We start from the raw sequence: 15,051 nt of genomic DNA, 5'->3' as shown, positions 1-15,051 counted from the left end.
CCGTCCCTGCCCCAGGCCGTCCTGCCCCAGGCCGTCCCTGCCCCAGGCCGTCCTGCCCCAGGCCGTCCTGCCCCAGGCCGTCCTGCCCCAGGCCGTCACCGGACGGGAGACGGTGCCGGGCCGACCGGTCGGCCCGGCACCCGGTCGGGCAGACTGCTGGCATGAACGAACTCGCGATCACCGTGATCGGGCGCGACCGGCCCGGCATCGTCGCGGACGTCGCAGAGGTGCTGGCCGGTCTCGGCGCCAATCTGACCGACTCGACGATGACCCGGCTGCGCGGCCACTTCGCGATGACCCTGGTCTGCGCCGGTCCGGCCGATGCCGCGGTGCAACAGGCACTGCGGCCGCTCACCGCCGACGGCCAGCTGCTGGCCACCGTACGGCCGGTCCCGGCGGAGGGTCAGCAGCCGGCGGGCGGCGAACCGCACCTGCTCAGTGTGCACGGCGCCGACCGGCTCGGCATCGTCGCGGCGGTGACCCGGGTGGTCGCCGAGGCGGGCGGCAACGTCACTGACCTGACCACCCGGCTGACCGGCCCGCTCTACGTGCTGGTCGCCGAGGTCGAGCTGCCAGCCGGGACGGCAGCCGAGGTCGGCCGTCGACTGTCCGAGACGGCCCGGGCGCTCGACGTCGAGGTGACCCTCCGGTCGGTCGATTCGGACGTGCTGTGAGCACGGTCAGCCGTACCCTGGCCGACTGGACCGAGACGGCGCTCGGCGTACCGGGGCGGGTGGTCCCGGTGGTCGCCGCGCCCGACCAGGTGCTCAGCCGGGCCGGTGAGCCGGTGGATCCGTGCGCCGCCGATACGGTCCAGGTTGCCGCCGACCTGGTCGCCACGATGCGGGTCGCACCCGGCTGTGTCGGCCTGGCCGCGCCGCAGATCGGGATCAGCGCGCAGGTCTTCGCGGTCGACGTGACCGGGCACCCGAAGACGGTCACCGGGCATGGCACGTTCGTCCTGTGCAATGCCCGGCTGCTCGAGGCGACTCGGTGGCGGCCGGGCCGGGAGGGCTGCATGTCGGTGCCGGATCTCACCGGTGACGTGAAACGGGCCACCCGGGTCGTGGTGGAGGCGCAACTACCCGGCACCGGTGAGCCGGTACGCCTGGTCACTGACGGGTTCGAGGCGCGGGCCGCCCAGCACGAGATCGACCACTGTGCCGGTCTGCTGTTTTTGGACCGGGTGGCCGGGGCGCACGCGGTCTTCCCGCGCAAGACATATCTCTGAGCGGGTGCCCCGGGCCTCGGCGCGTCGCGGCCGATCGGTCCGGTCTTGCCGATACGGTGTGCCATCATGCGACTGACGGTTGGCCCGCTGCCACCCGCCATCTACTGGCGGCGGCGTGCCGTCGTGCTCGGGGCACTGCTGCTCCTGCTGTTCATCGTGGCGTACTCCTGCATCGGCTCCGACCAGACCGGGCGGTCGCAGGCCGATCCCACCCCGACCCCGTCCGGTGAGGTGCTCACCCCGACCACCTCGTCCCCGGGGCCGGAGGACGACTCAGACTCCGTTGACGGCGACGACCCCGACACCCTCGGTAACGGCGACGCTGGCGACGCCGGCGGTGGCAGCACCGGCGGCGGTACCGGCGACGACGGTACGACCGGCGGCGGTGACCAGAACGCCCCTGGCGGCCCGGTCGGTCCGGCCGCCGGCACCTGTACCGACGACGAGATCCTGCTGACCGCGGCAGCCTCGCAGGCCACCGCCCAGAAGGGCGTTACCCTGGCAATGCAGCTGCGGGTGCAGAACGTCTCCAGCCGTACCTGCGACCGGGATGTGGGCGCCGACCCGCAGGAGCTGTACCTCAAGCGGGGTGCGGAGCTGATCTGGTCGTCGGACACCTGCGGAGCCGCCCGGGGCACTGATGTGCGCACCTTCGGGCCTGGCAGCGCCCGCGACTACCAGGTGGCCTGGAACGGTCGGGCGGCGAGCGAGTGCGCCAACAACGTCGCGGCAGGTGACCATCCGGCGGCCGGCGAGTACCAGCTCTTCGCCCGACTCGGCTCGAAGGTCAGCGAGCCGTTCGTCATCACCATCACCGGCTGACGACCGGTACATCCGTCCCTTCGTCGAGCTACGCCGTTTGCGGCACGCTTGCGACCTAGCGCGTCAGACGTAGCGCGTCAGACGTAGCGCGTCAGACGTAGCGCGTCAGACGTAGCGCTCCAGAATCGACGCCTCGGCCAGCCGGGACAGCCCCTCCCGTACGCTGCGCGCCCGGGCGTCGCCGACACCGTCGACAGCCTGCAGATCCTCCACCGTCGCCCCGAGCAGCCGTTGCAGACTGCCGAAGTGGTTGACCAGCCGGTCCACCACCGACACCGGCAGCCGGGGCACCTTCGCCAGCAGCCGGAAACCGCGTGGGCTCACCGCCGCGTCGAGCGCCTCGGTGGAGGCGGCGTAGCCGATCGCCTTGGCCACGGCGACCAGATCGATCAGCTCGGTGGCGGTCAGCAGGTCCAACTCGACCAGGGCCTCGTCCAGGGTCCGCGCCTTGCGCACAGTGGGCAGGTAGTCGCGGATCACCAGGGTCCGATCGGCGTCCACGCCGGCCATCAGCTCGTCGAGCTGCAGTGCCAGCAGCCGGCCGTCGGTGCCCAGCTCGACGACGTAGCCGGCGATCTCGTCGGCGATCCGCCGGACCATCTCCAGCCGCTGCACCACCGCGACCGCGTCGCGGACGGTGACCAGATCCTCGATTTCCAGGGCGGAGAGCGTGCCGGACACCTCGTCCAGCCGCAGCTTGTACCGCTCCAGGGTGGCCAACGCCTGGTTGGCCCGGGACAGGATGGCGGCCGAGTCGTCCAGTACGTGCCGCTGACCGTTGACGTAGAGGCTGATGATCCGCATCGACTGGCTGACCGAGATCACCGGGTACCCGGTCTGTCGGGCGACCCGTTCGGCGGTGCGGTGCCGAGTACCGGACTCCTCGGTCGGAATGGACGGATCCGGCATCAGATGCACAGCGGCCCGCACGATCCGGGTGCCGTCGCTGGACAGCACCACCGCACCGTCCATCTTGCACAACTCGCGGACCCGGGTGGAGGAGAACTCGACGTCGAGTGGGAAGCCCCCGGTGCACAGCGACTCGACCTGCTTGTCGTAGCCGAGGACGATCAGCGCGCCGGTCCGGCCACGCAGAATCCGCTCCAGCCCGTCGCGCAGCGCGGTGCCGGGTGCCATCAGCGCCAGGTTGGCCCGCAGCGGATCCCCGGTGGCCGCCGGGCTGGTCAGCGCCGAGGTGCCGGCGCTGATGGTGCGTGCCGGGGTGCCGACGGCACCGGTGCGCGCCGGGGTACCGACGGCACCGACCCGGCCGGCCGAGCCGCCACTGGTGCCGGCGCTGGCAGTCTTGTTCGCATCGCGGTCGATCGCCACGGGCAACAGTCTACGGACCGCCATGCGGTGGGTGCTCTCGCGGTTACTGCCGTACCAGATCAGCCGGCCGAGGCGCGCGCGGCGGCCTGCAACGCGGCCCGTACGTCGTTGACCTCGGTGATCTGCATGTTCGGCGGCATCGGGTCGGTGCCGGAACCGGCCGTACCGGGCGGCACCAGCGCGTACCGGAAGCCGAGCCGGGCGGCTTCGGCGAGCCGCCGGGCGACCGCGCCGACCCGGCGCACCTCACCGGTGAGCCCGACCTCGCCGATCGCCACCAGTTGCGGGGAGACGGCCAGGTTGAGCCCGCCGGAGGCGACCGCCAGCGCCACCGCGAGGTCGGCGGCCGGCTCCACCACCCGGATGCCGCCGACCGTCGCCGCGAACACTTCCCGGTCGTGCAGGGTGAGCCGTTCGGTACGCCGTTGCAGCACCGCCAGCACCATCGCCAGCCGGGCACCGTCGAGCCCGGACACGGTGCGCCGGGGCGAACCGGCGACGGTCGCCCCGATCAGCGCCTGGACCTCGGTGACCAGGGCCCGCCGGCCCTCCATCGCCACCGTGGCGCAGGTGCCGGGCACCGGCTCGGTGTAGCGGGTGAGGAACAGCCCGGACGGGTCGGGCAGGCTGCTGATGCCGCCTTCGTGCATCTCGAAGCAGCCGACCTCGTCGGCCGCGCCGAACCGGTTCTTCATGCCGCGGACCATCCGCAGCGACGAGTGCTTGTCGCCCTCGAAGTGCAGCACCACGTCGACCAGATGCTCCAGTACCCGGGGGCCGGCGACCTGGCCGTCCTTGGTGACGTGGCCGACCAGCACGGTGGCGATGTTGCGTTCCTTCGCCGCCGCGACCAGCGCGGCGGTGACCGCCCGGACCTGGGTGACGCCACCGGGGATACCGTCCGAACCGGGCATCGAGATGGTCTGCACCGAGTCGAGCACCAGCAGACCGGGCCGGACCGCGTCGAGGTGGCCGAGGACCACCCCGAGGTCGCTCTCCGCCGCCAGGTAGAGCCGTTCGTGCAGCGCGCCGATCCGCTCGGCGCGCAGCCGTACCTGGCTGGTCGACTCCTCGCCGCTGACCACCAGCGACGGACTACCGGCACCGGCGGCCCACTGCTGGGCGACGTCGAGCAGCAGGGTCGACTTGCCGACGCCGGGCTCGCCGGCCAGCAGCACCACCGCGCCGGGTACCAGACCGCCGCCGAGCACCCGGTCGAGTTCGCCGACGCCGGTCGGCCGGGCCTTGGCGGGTGCGGCGCTGATGGTGGCGATCGGCCGGGCCGGTTCGGTCGGCATCCGGGTGCTGACGACTCGGCCGGAGACCACCGGGCCGCTGACCACCGACTCGATCACCGAGCCCCATTCGCCGCATTCCGGGCACCGGCCCACCCACTTGGGTGGTTGGTGCCCGCACGCGTCGCACTCGTACGCGGGCCGGGGCTCACGCGACGCGGCCCGGCTGCGCGGCGCGGCGCTGCCGCGTCCCGTCCCGCCGCCGGCACCCCGGGGGATCGACCGCGAGCTCAGTGCTCTTCCTCGTCGTGCTCGGCGGGCGCCCGGGGAGCCGGGGTGAGCGGCATGTCCACCGGCGCGGCCACCACCAGCGGCGCGCCGCCGGTGCTGAACTCGAAGGCCAGGTTCACCGAGTACCCGGCGGCGAGCGGGCCGGCCAGGCCGGTGACCCGCAGCGGTTCGGTGTCGTCGGTGCTGAACAGCGCCCACCCGTTGGCCGGCAGCTGGACGATCGCGTCCCGGCCCGGGTCCGGCTGCGGCACCTCGGCGGTGCCCGGGTCCGGCTGCGGCACCTCGGCGGTGCCCGGCTCCGGCGACGGGGTCGGCCCGCCGGCCTGCTCGGAGCCGCCGATCACCACCGTCTCGGCCCCGACCACCGTCGCCCGGTCCTCGTCGGTGACCGGGACGGCGCTGACCCGTACCGTCACCGGGTCGTTGGTGTTGTTGAACAGCCCGACCTCGACCGGCGCGCTGCCGCCGGCCGGGTAGCCCTCCACTCCGGGGTAGGGCACCGAGAGGTCGCGTACCGACACCGCGCCGTCCGGCGACTCGAGGTTGACTCCGTTGATCGCCGTCGCCTTGGTCGCGGTCTCCGCGAGCTGGCCGGCACCGCAGCCGCTGAGCAGCAGGCCGCTGGCCACGGCAGCGCCGGCGAACAGCACCGCGACTCGGCGGTGTCCCCTGGTCGAGGGCGTCACGTCGGTCCTCCTTGTCACGGCGCGGCGACGAGCCCCGCGCAGGCCGGCTCCAGGGTAGTTGGCGGTGATCCGCGCCCCGCCACGGACCCGATAATCCGTTAATCCGTGACCGACGGCGCTCACCCGACCGGGCCGGCCCGACGGCGCTCACCCGACCGGGCCGCTGGCCACCAGCAGCACCACGTCGATCACCGCGACCACCAGCACCGCCCGGAACACGCCGTCCGACCGGCCGGCCCGCCGGGCGGCCCGCCGGGCCGCGTACCAGCCGGTCGGCAGGATGATCGCAGTGCCGGCGACCGCGACGAGTCCGGCCCACGACGGCGGCCCGGGTGGGCCGACGACCAGCGTCACGGTGGCGGCGAAGAGCAACCCGGCCGCCGCGACCCCCGAGCCGGTGGCCCCGAGCCGGTGCGGCAGACCCCGCACGCCGGTGCGGGCGTCGTCGGCCAGATCCGGCAGTACGTTGGCGAAGTGCGCCCCGGCGCCGAGCAGCCCGGCGGCGGTGACCAGCCAGGCCGGTGGCACGGGCGCACCCGGCAGGGCCAGCACGATGAAGGCGGGCAACGCTCCGAAGGAGAACGCGTACGGCAGCACCGACACGGCGGTGGACTTCAACGGCCAGTTGTAGGCCAGCGCGCTGATCAGCGCGGCGGTGATGCACAGCGCCGCCGCCGGCCCGGTCGGCCCGGCCAGCAGCGGGGTGGCCAGCGCGGCGGCCAGACCGGCGACGCCCACCGTGCGCCGGCTGACCACGCCGGTCGCGACCGGCTTGTCGGCCCGTCCGGCCTGCCGGTCGCGACCGGCGTCCAGCCAGTCATTGGTCCAGCCGACGGCAAGCTGAGTGGCCGCGACGGTGGCGGCGACCAGCACGATCCCACCCGGACGGTGACCGACGCCCCAGGCCAGCAGGGCGGTCACCGTGGTGACCGCAACCGCCGGCTCGGGGTGGCTGGCCTTGATCAATGCGGACACGCGGCGCGACATATCCGCCAAGTGTGGCCGTTACCGGCTGGTCATGCCACGCTCAGTCAATGCCGGACCTGCCGCCGAACGATCCCCGCCAGTACGACGTGCTGGTCGACGAGTGGTGGCGGCCGGCCGGCGCGTTCGAGATGCTGCGCTGGATCGCCGAGGCGCGGGCCCGGCTGATCCCACCGGCGACCCGGCCCGGGGCGGTGCTGGTCGACATTGGCTGCGGGGCCGGCCTGCTCGCCCCTCACCTGCGTGGCAAGGGCTACCGGCACGTCGGGGTCGACCTGGTCGGTTCGGCGCTGCGGCTGGCGGCCCGGCACGGTGTCGACCCGGTACGTGGTGACGCGACCAGGCTGCCGCTGGCCGACCGGATGGCCGACGTGGTCTCCGCCGGGGAACTACTGGAGCACGTACCGGACCTGTCGGCGGCGGTTGCCGAGGCGTGCCGGGTGCTGCGGCCCGGTGGGCTGCTGGTGCTGGACACCCTGAACGCCACGTTGGCCAGCCGGCTGATCGCGGTCGAGCTGGGCGAACGCCTGCCGGTCGCGCCGCGAGGCATTCACGACCCCGCGCTGTTCGTCCGTCCGCAGCGGCTGGTCGCCGAGTGCGCCCGGCACGGCGTACGGCTGGCGGTGCGCGGCCTCCGGCCGAGCGTCTTCAGCCTGATCGATTGGCTGGTGCGCGCGCCGCTCCGCCGATCGGCTCCCGAACAGGCACTCTGGAAACCCCGGCGGCGGATGGTGCCGACCTGGTCCACCTCGGTGCTCTACCAAGGCAGGGGGGTCAAGGTGGGCTGAGCGGACGAGCAGGTGGGCAGGTCGACGGCGGAAGGGGCGGCAATGGTTGCGGATGCACTGGCGGCGGCGCGGCGGGTGGTGCCACGATTGGCGGCGCGGGCGGGTGATCACGACCGGGCCGGCACCTTTCCGGTGGCGGACTTCGCCGACCTGCGGCAGGAACAGCTGTTCGGGTTGATGGTCCCGCAGCGGCTGGGCGGGCGGGGCGCCGACTTCGCCGACTACGCCGAAGTGGCGTACGAGCTGGCCCGGGGCAACGGTGCCACCGCGCTGGTGTTCAACATGCACGCCTCGGTGACCGGCGCACTGGGCGCGGTCGACGACAACCTCGCCGAGGCGATGGGGCTGCCGGACGAGGCGTTGGCGGCCCGGGACCAGCTGCTCGCCGACGCGGCCGCCGGCGCCTGGTACGCGGTGGCGATGAGCGAACGGGGGGCCGGCTCCCGGCTCTCCCAGCTGTCCACCGTCTACCACCGGGTGGACGGTGGATACCAGATCAAGGGGGCCAAGGCGTTCTGTTCCGGGGCCGGCCACGCCTCGGGGTACCTGGTCGCCGCCCGGCACGCCGACGACCAGTCGGTGGTTTCGCAGTTCCTCGTCCCGGCGGACACGCCCGGCCTGCGGGTGGAGCAGAGCTGGGATTCGCTCGGGATGCGGGCCACCTGCTCGCATGACCTGCACCTGGACGTGACCGTCGGCCCGCAGACCCTGCTCGGCGGGGTGGAAGGGCTGGCCCTGGTGGTGGCCCAGCTGATGCCGCACTGGATGGTGGCCAGCTACGCGGCGGTGTACGCCGGGGTGGCCCGGGCGGCGGTGGACGCGGCGGTGGAGCATCTCGCCGAGCGGGGGTTGACCCACCTTCCGGCGGTCCGGGCCCGGATCGGTCGGGCGGACGCGGCGGCCGCCGCGGCGTTGCTGACAGTGCGGGAGGCGGCCCGCCGGGTGGACGCCGAACCGGGCGACCCGACGACCAACCAGTGGGTGTGGCGGGCCAAGCTGGTCGCCGGCGGCACAGCGGCCGAGGTGGCGTCGTCGATGCTGGAGGCGGCCGGGACCTCGGCGACCCGCCGCGGGCATCCGCTGGAACGGCTCTACCGGGACGCCCGCTGCGGTGCGCTGCACCCGCCGACGTCGGACGTCTGTGCCGACTGGCTCGGCGTGGCGACGATCGGCGGGGACCCGGACCGCGACGGATCGGCACCCCGGTGGTGAGCCGGTCGCCGGAGCCGGTGGCGGGCCGGTCGTCGGCCGCGGTGGTCGGGCTCGGGCTGGCGTTGCCGCCGTCGGCCACCCAGGACGAGCTGTGGCGGGACTTCTTCGCGGCGCGGTACGACGGCGGCACCCGAGCGCTCGCGGAGCGGATCTTCGCCAATTCCGGGGTACGCACCCGGCAGGCGGCGGTGAGCCCATTGCTGGAGGACGTCGCGGACTGGCCGACCGAGCGCCGGATGCGCCGCTACCAGATCGAGGCGTTGCCGCTGGGCAAGGAGGCGGTGCACCGGGCGCTGACCCAGGCCGGGCTGACCGCCGGGGAGATCGGTCTGTTCGTGGTCTGCTCGTGCACCGGGTACGCCACGCCCGGCCTGGACATCATTCTGGCCCGGGACGTCGGCATGGCCGCCGACACCCAGCGGTTGTTCGTCGGGCACATGGGCTGCTACGCGGCGCTGCCCGGGTTGGGCGCGGCGGCCGACTTCGTCACCGCCCGGGGCCGGCCGGCGCTGCTGCTCTGTGCCGAGCTGACCAGCCTGCACATCCAGCCGCCGGCCCGCCGGGTGGACACTCAGCAGATCGTGGCGCACGCGTTGTTCTCCGACGCGGCGGCGGCGGTGGTGCTGGTGCCGACCGGCAGGGCCGGCGGCCCGCCGCCGCCCGGCGGTTACGCCGTACGGGAGGTCGTGTCGGCCACCGACGCCTCCACCGCCGACCACATGACCTGGGAGGTGACCGATCTCGGGTTCCGGATGGGTCTGTCGCCCCGGGTGCCGCAGGTGCTGTCGGTGCACGTACGGGCGCTGGTCGGTGATCTGCTGGCCCGGCACGGACTGACCGTGTCGCAGGTGGACGGTTGGGCGGTGCATCCGGGCGGGCCGCGCATCCTCAACGTGGTGCAGCGGGAGCTGGGCCTGTCCGACGCGGCGATGTCGGCGTCCCGGGAGACGTTGGCGGCGTACGGCAACTGCTCGTCGCCGACCGTACTGCTGATCCTGGACCGGTTACGCCGGGCGGGACCGCCGCCGCGTCACGTGGTGATGCTGGCGTTCGGTCCGGGCCTGACGCTCTACGCGGCGCTGCTCGGCCGTTGACCCGCCGCGCGCGGCGGCGGGCGGGGTCAGGGGCCGACCAGCAGGGCCAGGTCGGCGCGGTACGTCTCGACCGAGTCGGCCTGCGGCACCAGCCGGATGACCTCGCCGGTCTCGGTGACGAGTAGCGCGGTGGCGGTGCCGGCGGTCGCCGGGACGTCGACGAAGTTGCGGATTCCAGCGGCCGGGTCGGCCAGCAGATGGGTGTCGAGACGGTCGGCGAGCACCGGCGGCAGGGTGCCGGGGCTGGTGGCGCCGCTGGTGACCGCGACGACCGAGACTCCGGCCGGGGCGGCGGCCGCCGCCGCGGTGATCTGGTCGGCGCACTCACAGCCCTCGACGAGCAGGAACGCCGCCGGCAGCAGCGACCGGACCGGGACCGAGGTGCCGGAGCCGTCGATCAGGTCGAGTGCGGGCAGCGGGCGGTCGGGCAGCGTGGCGGGGGCCGACGGTGCCGGGCTGGCGGTGGACTGGGGCCGGTCGGACCAGGCGACGGTGAACATGCTGATCATCGCGGCGAGGACCGCCAGCAGCATGATGATCAACGGCAGCCGGAGAGCGGCGATCTCGTGCGGGCGGTGCCCGCTGCCGCCGGCCCGGCCGGTGTCGCCGGGGTGGATGCCGAACCGCCGGTGCCAGTGGTCCCGCCGACGGGTGCGGTGCAGCTCCCGGCGGACCTGCGCCGCTTCCTCGGCGAGTGCCCCGGGATCGTCCGGGATGACGATCGGGCCCCACTCGGGCGGGATCTCGGGCAGGTCGTCGGGCGCTCCGGCGCCGTCCGACCACCCATCACCGTTGTTGCCTGTCCTGCCCACAGCACCCCCAGCCGCTCGCCCACCGGGTCGATCGGGGTCTAGGTATCAGGGTCTCGCAACGAACCTGGTTCCGCCAGTGCTGGGGCACGGGAACCGGCCGGACGATATGCTGGAAGTGCCGAAACGCGTCCCATCTGGCACGTCCGACCAGTTAGCTGACTGCTGATCTGGTTGTTACTTAGTGTGTTCAAAACCTACTGGCGGTTGCGTGTCAAGCTCGAGAAAGACCTCTCACAGCCCCTCTGACCTGCGCTTACGGCTCGGACTGTGACGGGACATCGGTGCCTGAGCGTGTTACCCTAGACACAGCGAAAGGGGCTTCGAACCTATGGTTTTCAGTGTCGGCGAGACCGTTGTTTACCCCCACCACGGGGCCGCACTCATCGAGGCAATCGAGACTCGTGTCATCAAGGGCGAGGAGAAGCAGTACCTCGTCCTCAGGGTTGCGCAGGGTGACCTGACGGTGCGAGTTCCCGCCGAGAACGCCGAGATCGTCGGCGTGCGCGAAGTGGTTGGCGAAGAAGGCCTCGGCAAGGTCTTCGATGTCCTCCGCGCCCCGCACACCGAGGAGCCGACCAACTGGTCGCGGCGATACAAGGCCAACCTCGAAAAGCTGGCATCCGGAAACCCGCTCAAGGTCGCCGAGGTCGTTCGTGACCTGTGGCGTCGGGAGCGGGAGCGGGGGCTGTCCGCAGGCGAGAAGCGCATGCTCGCCAAGGCCAGGGACATCCTGGTCGGCGAGGTCGCGCTTGCGGAGAAGAGCACCAAGGACGAGGCAGAGACCTTGCTCGACAAGGTGCTCACCGACGCGTAGGCAACTCTCCACCCATAGATAGTCTGTTGCCACCTGCAACGAGGACCGCGACGTGACCGCGCACTTCCAGCAACGCGGTGACGTCGCGGTCCTCGTTCCTGCGGCGGGTTCCGGGGTACGGCTCGGACCCGGCGCACCCAAAGCACTCCGGCCACTCGGCGGCGTACCGCTGCTGGTACATGCGGTGCGTCGACTGGCCGCCGCCTCCTCGGTCGCGGTGATCGTGGTCGCCGCCCCACCCGCCGACATCGACGCCGTCCGCGACCTGCTCGCCCCCGCCACGGCCGGGCTGCCGCTGATCGTGGTCCCGGGCGGCGCGCACCGGCAGGCCTCGGTGGCCGCCGCGCTCGCTGCCGTCCCCGCCGGCCCGCAGATCGTCCTGGTGCACGACGCGGCCCGCGCCCTCACCCCACCCGACCTGGTCGACTCGGTCGCCGCCGCGGTCCGGGCCGGCGCCGACGCCGTCATCCCGGTGCTCCCGGTCGTCGACACCATCAAGTCGGTGGACGCCGACGAGACCGTTCTGACCACCGTCGACCGGTCGACGCTGCGGGCCGTGCAGACCCCGCAGGGGTTCCGGCGTGACGTGCTGGCCGCCGCGCACGCCGACGCCGTCGATCCGCACACCGACGACGCCGGTCTGGTGGAGAAGCTCGGCGTACCGGTGCTCTGCGTGCCCGGCTCGGAACGGGCGCTCAAGATCACCCGCCCGTTCGATCTGGTGATCGCCGAGCACCTGCTCGCCACCGAACCGGCGACCCGTACCCTGCCTTCATGACCGCCCTTGCCTTGATGGTCGTCCCGTGCGGCACGCCGGCATGATCGTTCCCCGGGTGGGTGTCGGCACCGACGTGCACGCCTTCGCCGCCGACCGGCCCTGCTGGGTCGCCGGCCTGCACTGGCCCGGCGAGACAGGGCTGGCCGGGCACTCCGACGGCGACGTCGCCGCGCACGCCGCCTGCGACGCGCTGTTCTCCGCCGCCGGCCTCGGCGACCTCGGCGCCAACTTCGGTGTCGCCGAACCACGCTGGGCCGGAGCCGCCGGGGTGGACCTGCTCGCCGAGGCGGCCCGTCGGGTGGTCGCCGCCGGCTTCGTGATCGGCAACGTCTCGATTCAGGTGATCGGTGTACGGCCGAAGATCGGTCCCCGGCGGACCGAGGCACAGCAGGTGCTCGGTGCTGCCGCCGGTGCCCCGGTGACCGTTTCCGGCACCACCACAGACGGGCTCGGGCTGACCGGCCGGGGCGAAGGCCTCGCCGGCCTGGCGGTCGCGCTCGTCTATCCGTCCGGGCTGCCCGGATAGGCTCGACAGGTGTCGAGCGAGTCATCCCCCGAGCCGCCCACCGACGTCGACGGCTACCTGCAGCGCGCCGGGCTGCTGGCTGACCTGGGCCGCTACGACGAGGCCGCCGGTGAGATCGGCTTCGCGGTGGCCCTCGAACCGGACAGCGTCGCCGCCCGGATCATGCTGGCCCGGGTGCATCTCGCCGCCGACCGTCCGGAGCAGGCCCTCGCCGCAATCGACGCGTGGGCGGACGAGCCGCCGAACCCGTGGTCGGCCGAGGCCACGGCGACGGCCGCACCGGCAGAGACCGCGACGGCCATGCCAGCCGATGCCGGGACCGGCGCGCGGTCCGGTCCGCCGGACCGGGTCGCCCTGCTGGTGGTACGCGGGCTGGCGCTGATCGATCTGCGGCGGTACGCCGACGCCGCCCGGCTCGCCACCGACCTGCTGGCGACGTATCCGGACGACGCGTACGCCCAGCGCAGCGGGGCGGCGATCCTGGCCGGCTCGCGCAACGGCCAGCCGGCGCTCAACGCGGCCTGGCGCGGGGTGGAGCTGGCCCCGCAGGACGCCCAGGCACATCTGGTGCTGGGGCTGGTCGGGGCCCGGCTGGAGCTGTTCGACCTGGCGCACCGGGCCTACGGGGAGGCGCTGCGGCTGGACCCGCTGATCGGTGAGGCGCAGCATGACGTCGGGGTGATCCACCTGGAACAGCGGCGGTACGCCGCCGAGCTGGCGGTGCTCGCCGAACGGGCCACCGCGATGGCACCGCCCCCGCCGCCGCAGCCCTCGCCGGCCCGGCCATCCCGGTGGGCACCGCAGTCGCCCGGGTCGGCGCCGATGGACCCCCGGCTGGAGCGGCCGCCGACGCCCGAGGAGGAGCTGCGCCGGCTGGTGCTGATCGGGGCCGGCTACAGCATGATCGCGGCGGTGACGGTGGCCTGCCTGGCCGGCAGCGCGGCGTCGCGCGGCTGGGCGGTGGTCGCCGCGCTCGGTGGATTCGTGCTGGTCTGGGTGCTGGCCCGGCGGGTGCCGGGTCGGATCACCGAGGTGGTGTCGCAGCTGGCGGACCGCCGGCTGGCGACGGCGGTGTACGCGGTGGGTGCCGCCCCGGTGCTGATCTTCTGCTACGCGGCGATCGCCACCCCGTGGCTGCTGGTGTCGGCGATCGTCGCGGCCGCCGTTGCCCAGTTCATGGTGCTGCGTTCGGCCACCGCCCGACCACCGGACCAGCGGTAGCGCGCCGGATCAGCGGCTGGACAGGCCGTGTCGGGTCGGCGGTATGCCGGTCAGCGGGCGTTGCCGGCCCAGGTCCAGGCGTACCCGGTGTCCTCAACGGACAGTGCCGCGTCGCAGAGGTCCAGCGGCCGGAAGGTGTCGACCATGACGGAGAGTTCGTCGAAGTGCTCGGCACCGAGCGCCCGTTCGACCGCGCCCGGCTGCGGCCCGTGGGTGAACCCGGCGGGGTGCAGCGAGATCGAGCCCTGCTCGATGCCGGAGCCGCGCCGCGCCTCGTAGTTGCCGCCGGTGTAGAACAGCATTTCGTCGGAGTCGACGTTGTGGTGGTTGTACGGCACCGGGATCGCCTGCGGGTGGTAGTCGACCTTGCGCGGCACGAACGAGCAGATCACGAAGTTGGGGCCGGTGAACGTCTGGTGCACCGGCGGCGGCTGGTGCAGCCGGCCGGTGATCGGCTCGAAGTCGTGGATGCTGAACGCCCACGGGTAGAGGTGTCCGTCCCAGCCGACCACGTCGAACGGGTGGTGGGCGTACACGTGCCGGGTCCAGCCCTGCCGGTGCCGCACGTAGACCTCGACGTCGGTGCCGTCGACCAGCAGCGGTTTGCCCGGCCCGCGGATGTCCCGTTCGCAGTACGGCGAGTGCTCCAGGAACTGGCCGCGCACCGACAGGTAGCGCTTAGGTGGTCCGATGTGGCCGGTGGCTTCGACGGTGAGCAGCCGCAGCGGCACGTCGTCGACCGGCACGATCCGGTGCACCACCGACGTCGGGATGATCACGTAGTCGCCGGAGGTGACGCCGAGCACCCCGAAGCTGGACTCGACGCGGGCGGCACCGGACTCGACGTACAGGCACTCGTCGCCGGTGGCGTTGCGGTACAGCGGGGACGGCCGGTCGGCGACGACGTACGAGATGCGCACGTCGTCGTTGGCGAGCAGCGGTTGCCGGCCGAGGACGGCGTCGGTGTGCCCGGTGTCCAGTTTGTGGGTACGCAGGTGGCGTGGGGTGAGCGGGTGGTTCGGCAGCCGGCGGGTCGGCGGCGGGTCGTACGACTCGGCGGCGACGATGGCGGTCGGCAGGTGCCGGTGGTAGAGCAGGGACGAGTCGGACGAGAAGCCCTCCTGGCCCATCAGCTCCTCGGCGTACAGGATGCCGTCGGGTTGGCGGAACTGGGTGTGGCGCTTGCGGGGGATCTCGCCAACGCTGCGGTAGTAGGGCATGATTA

Annotated in this window: 16 protein-coding genes; 10 read left to right on the top strand and 6 right to left on the bottom strand. The window is 73.2% G+C overall.

What is annotated here, in order from left to right; translation table 11 throughout:
* Positions 1-161 precede the first annotated feature (161 nt).
* The 3 genes from O7543_RS17620 to O7543_RS17610 all read left to right on the top strand — a co-directional run bounded on the left by O7543_RS17620 (position 162) and on the right by O7543_RS17610 (position 2,053).
* Positions 162-674 carry an ACT domain-containing protein gene (locus O7543_RS17620; RefSeq protein ID WP_281552820.1) on the top strand — a complete coding sequence of 171 codons (513 nt, stop codon included), beginning with the start codon at positions 162-164 and terminating at the stop codon, positions 672-674.
* Positions 671-1,231, top strand: coding sequence for a peptide deformylase (locus O7543_RS17615; RefSeq protein WP_281552821.1), 561 nt, complete (start codon positions 671-673; stop codon positions 1,229-1,231). The genes O7543_RS17620 and O7543_RS17615 overlap by 4 nt, the downstream gene beginning before the upstream one ends.
* Positions 1,232-1,297: 66 nt before the next feature.
* Entirely contained in the window at positions 1,298-2,053 is a 756-nt protein-coding gene (locus O7543_RS17610; RefSeq protein WP_281552822.1) for a hypothetical protein, read from the top strand.
* A 105-nt stretch (positions 2,054-2,158) separates the two neighbouring features.
* Here O7543_RS17610 and disA read toward each other — a convergent pair whose 3' ends face one another.
* The 4 genes from disA to O7543_RS17590 all read right to left on the bottom strand — a co-directional run bounded on the left by disA (position 2,159) and on the right by O7543_RS17590 (position 6,584).
* Entirely contained in the window at positions 2,159-3,385 is a 1,227-nt protein-coding gene (gene disA, locus O7543_RS17605) for a DNA integrity scanning diadenylate cyclase DisA (RefSeq protein WP_281567160.1), read from the bottom strand.
* A gap of 59 nt (positions 3,386-3,444) precedes the next feature.
* Positions 3,445-4,899: a DNA repair protein RadA gene (radA, locus tag O7543_RS17600; protein WP_281555809.1), complete on the bottom strand. Its 1,455-nt coding sequence runs from the start codon at positions 4,897-4,899 to the stop codon at positions 3,445-3,447.
* Positions 4,900-4,910: 11 nt separating this feature from the next.
* Positions 4,911-5,597 (bottom strand): hypothetical protein, encoded by a 687-nt coding sequence (locus O7543_RS17595; protein ID WP_281552823.1) that lies wholly within the window; start codon positions 5,595-5,597, stop codon positions 4,911-4,913.
* 147 nt (positions 5,598-5,744) lie between these two features.
* Positions 5,745-6,584 (bottom strand): UbiA family prenyltransferase, encoded by an 840-nt coding sequence (locus O7543_RS17590; RefSeq protein WP_281552824.1) that lies wholly within the window; start codon positions 6,582-6,584, stop codon positions 5,745-5,747.
* A gap of 47 nt (positions 6,585-6,631) precedes the next feature.
* Between O7543_RS17590 and O7543_RS17585 the strand changes: the two genes are divergently transcribed.
* The 3 genes from O7543_RS17585 to O7543_RS17575 are packed head-to-tail and all read left to right on the top strand — an operon-like array spanning position 6,632 to position 9,675.
* Positions 6,632-7,369: a methyltransferase domain-containing protein gene (locus tag O7543_RS17585; RefSeq protein WP_281552825.1), complete on the top strand. Its 738-nt coding sequence runs from the start codon at positions 6,632-6,634 to the stop codon at positions 7,367-7,369.
* A gap of 42 nt (positions 7,370-7,411) precedes the next feature.
* A complete protein-coding gene (locus O7543_RS17580) occupies positions 7,412-8,581 on the top strand; it encodes an acyl-CoA dehydrogenase family protein (RefSeq protein WP_281552826.1) in 1,170 nt (389 codons plus the stop codon).
* A complete protein-coding gene (locus O7543_RS17575) occupies positions 8,575-9,675 on the top strand; it encodes a type III polyketide synthase (RefSeq protein ID WP_281552827.1) in 1,101 nt (366 codons plus the stop codon). The genes O7543_RS17580 and O7543_RS17575 overlap by 7 nt, the downstream gene beginning before the upstream one ends.
* Positions 9,676-9,701: 26 nt before the next feature.
* On the opposite strand, the gene O7543_RS17570 is transcribed toward O7543_RS17575, so the two are convergent.
* Positions 9,702-10,487, bottom strand: a complete 786-nt coding sequence (locus O7543_RS17570; RefSeq protein WP_281552828.1) for a hypothetical protein — start codon at positions 10,485-10,487, stop codon at positions 9,702-9,704.
* 328 nt (positions 10,488-10,815) lie between these two features.
* On the opposite strand from O7543_RS17570, the gene O7543_RS17565 reads away from it, so the two are divergent.
* The 4 genes from O7543_RS17565 to O7543_RS17550 are packed head-to-tail and all read left to right on the top strand — an operon-like array spanning position 10,816 to position 13,826.
* Entirely contained in the window at positions 10,816-11,301 is a 486-nt protein-coding gene (locus O7543_RS17565; RefSeq protein WP_123603804.1) for a CarD family transcriptional regulator, read from the top strand.
* A gap of 52 nt (positions 11,302-11,353) precedes the next feature.
* Positions 11,354-12,079 carry a 2-C-methyl-D-erythritol 4-phosphate cytidylyltransferase gene (gene ispD, locus O7543_RS17560; protein WP_281552829.1) on the top strand — a complete coding sequence of 242 codons (726 nt, stop codon included), beginning with the start codon at positions 11,354-11,356 and terminating at the stop codon, positions 12,077-12,079.
* A 40-nt stretch (positions 12,080-12,119) separates the two neighbouring features.
* Positions 12,120-12,605, top strand: a complete 486-nt coding sequence (gene ispF / locus O7543_RS17555; RefSeq protein ID WP_281555810.1) for a 2-C-methyl-D-erythritol 2,4-cyclodiphosphate synthase — start codon at positions 12,120-12,122, stop codon at positions 12,603-12,605.
* 9 nt (positions 12,606-12,614) lie between these two features.
* Complete coding sequence (locus O7543_RS17550) at positions 12,615-13,826, top strand: tetratricopeptide repeat protein (RefSeq protein ID WP_281552830.1); 1,212 nt, start codon at positions 12,615-12,617, stop codon at positions 13,824-13,826.
* A 50-nt stretch (positions 13,827-13,876) separates the two neighbouring features.
* Here the strand turns inward: O7543_RS17550 and O7543_RS17545 are convergent, their stop codons facing one another.
* Positions 13,877-15,046, bottom strand: a complete 1,170-nt coding sequence (locus O7543_RS17545; protein ID WP_281567159.1) for a homogentisate 1,2-dioxygenase domain-containing protein — start codon at positions 15,044-15,046, stop codon at positions 13,877-13,879.
* Positions 15,047-15,051 lie beyond the last annotated feature (5 nt).

It is taken from the genome of Solwaraspora sp. WMMA2080, assembly GCF_027497395.1.
GTDB lineage: Bacteria > Actinomycetota > Actinomycetes > Mycobacteriales > Micromonosporaceae > Micromonospora_E.
Note: the sequence above shows the minus strand (reverse complement) of the source record. Positions and strands in the feature narration are given on the sequence as shown.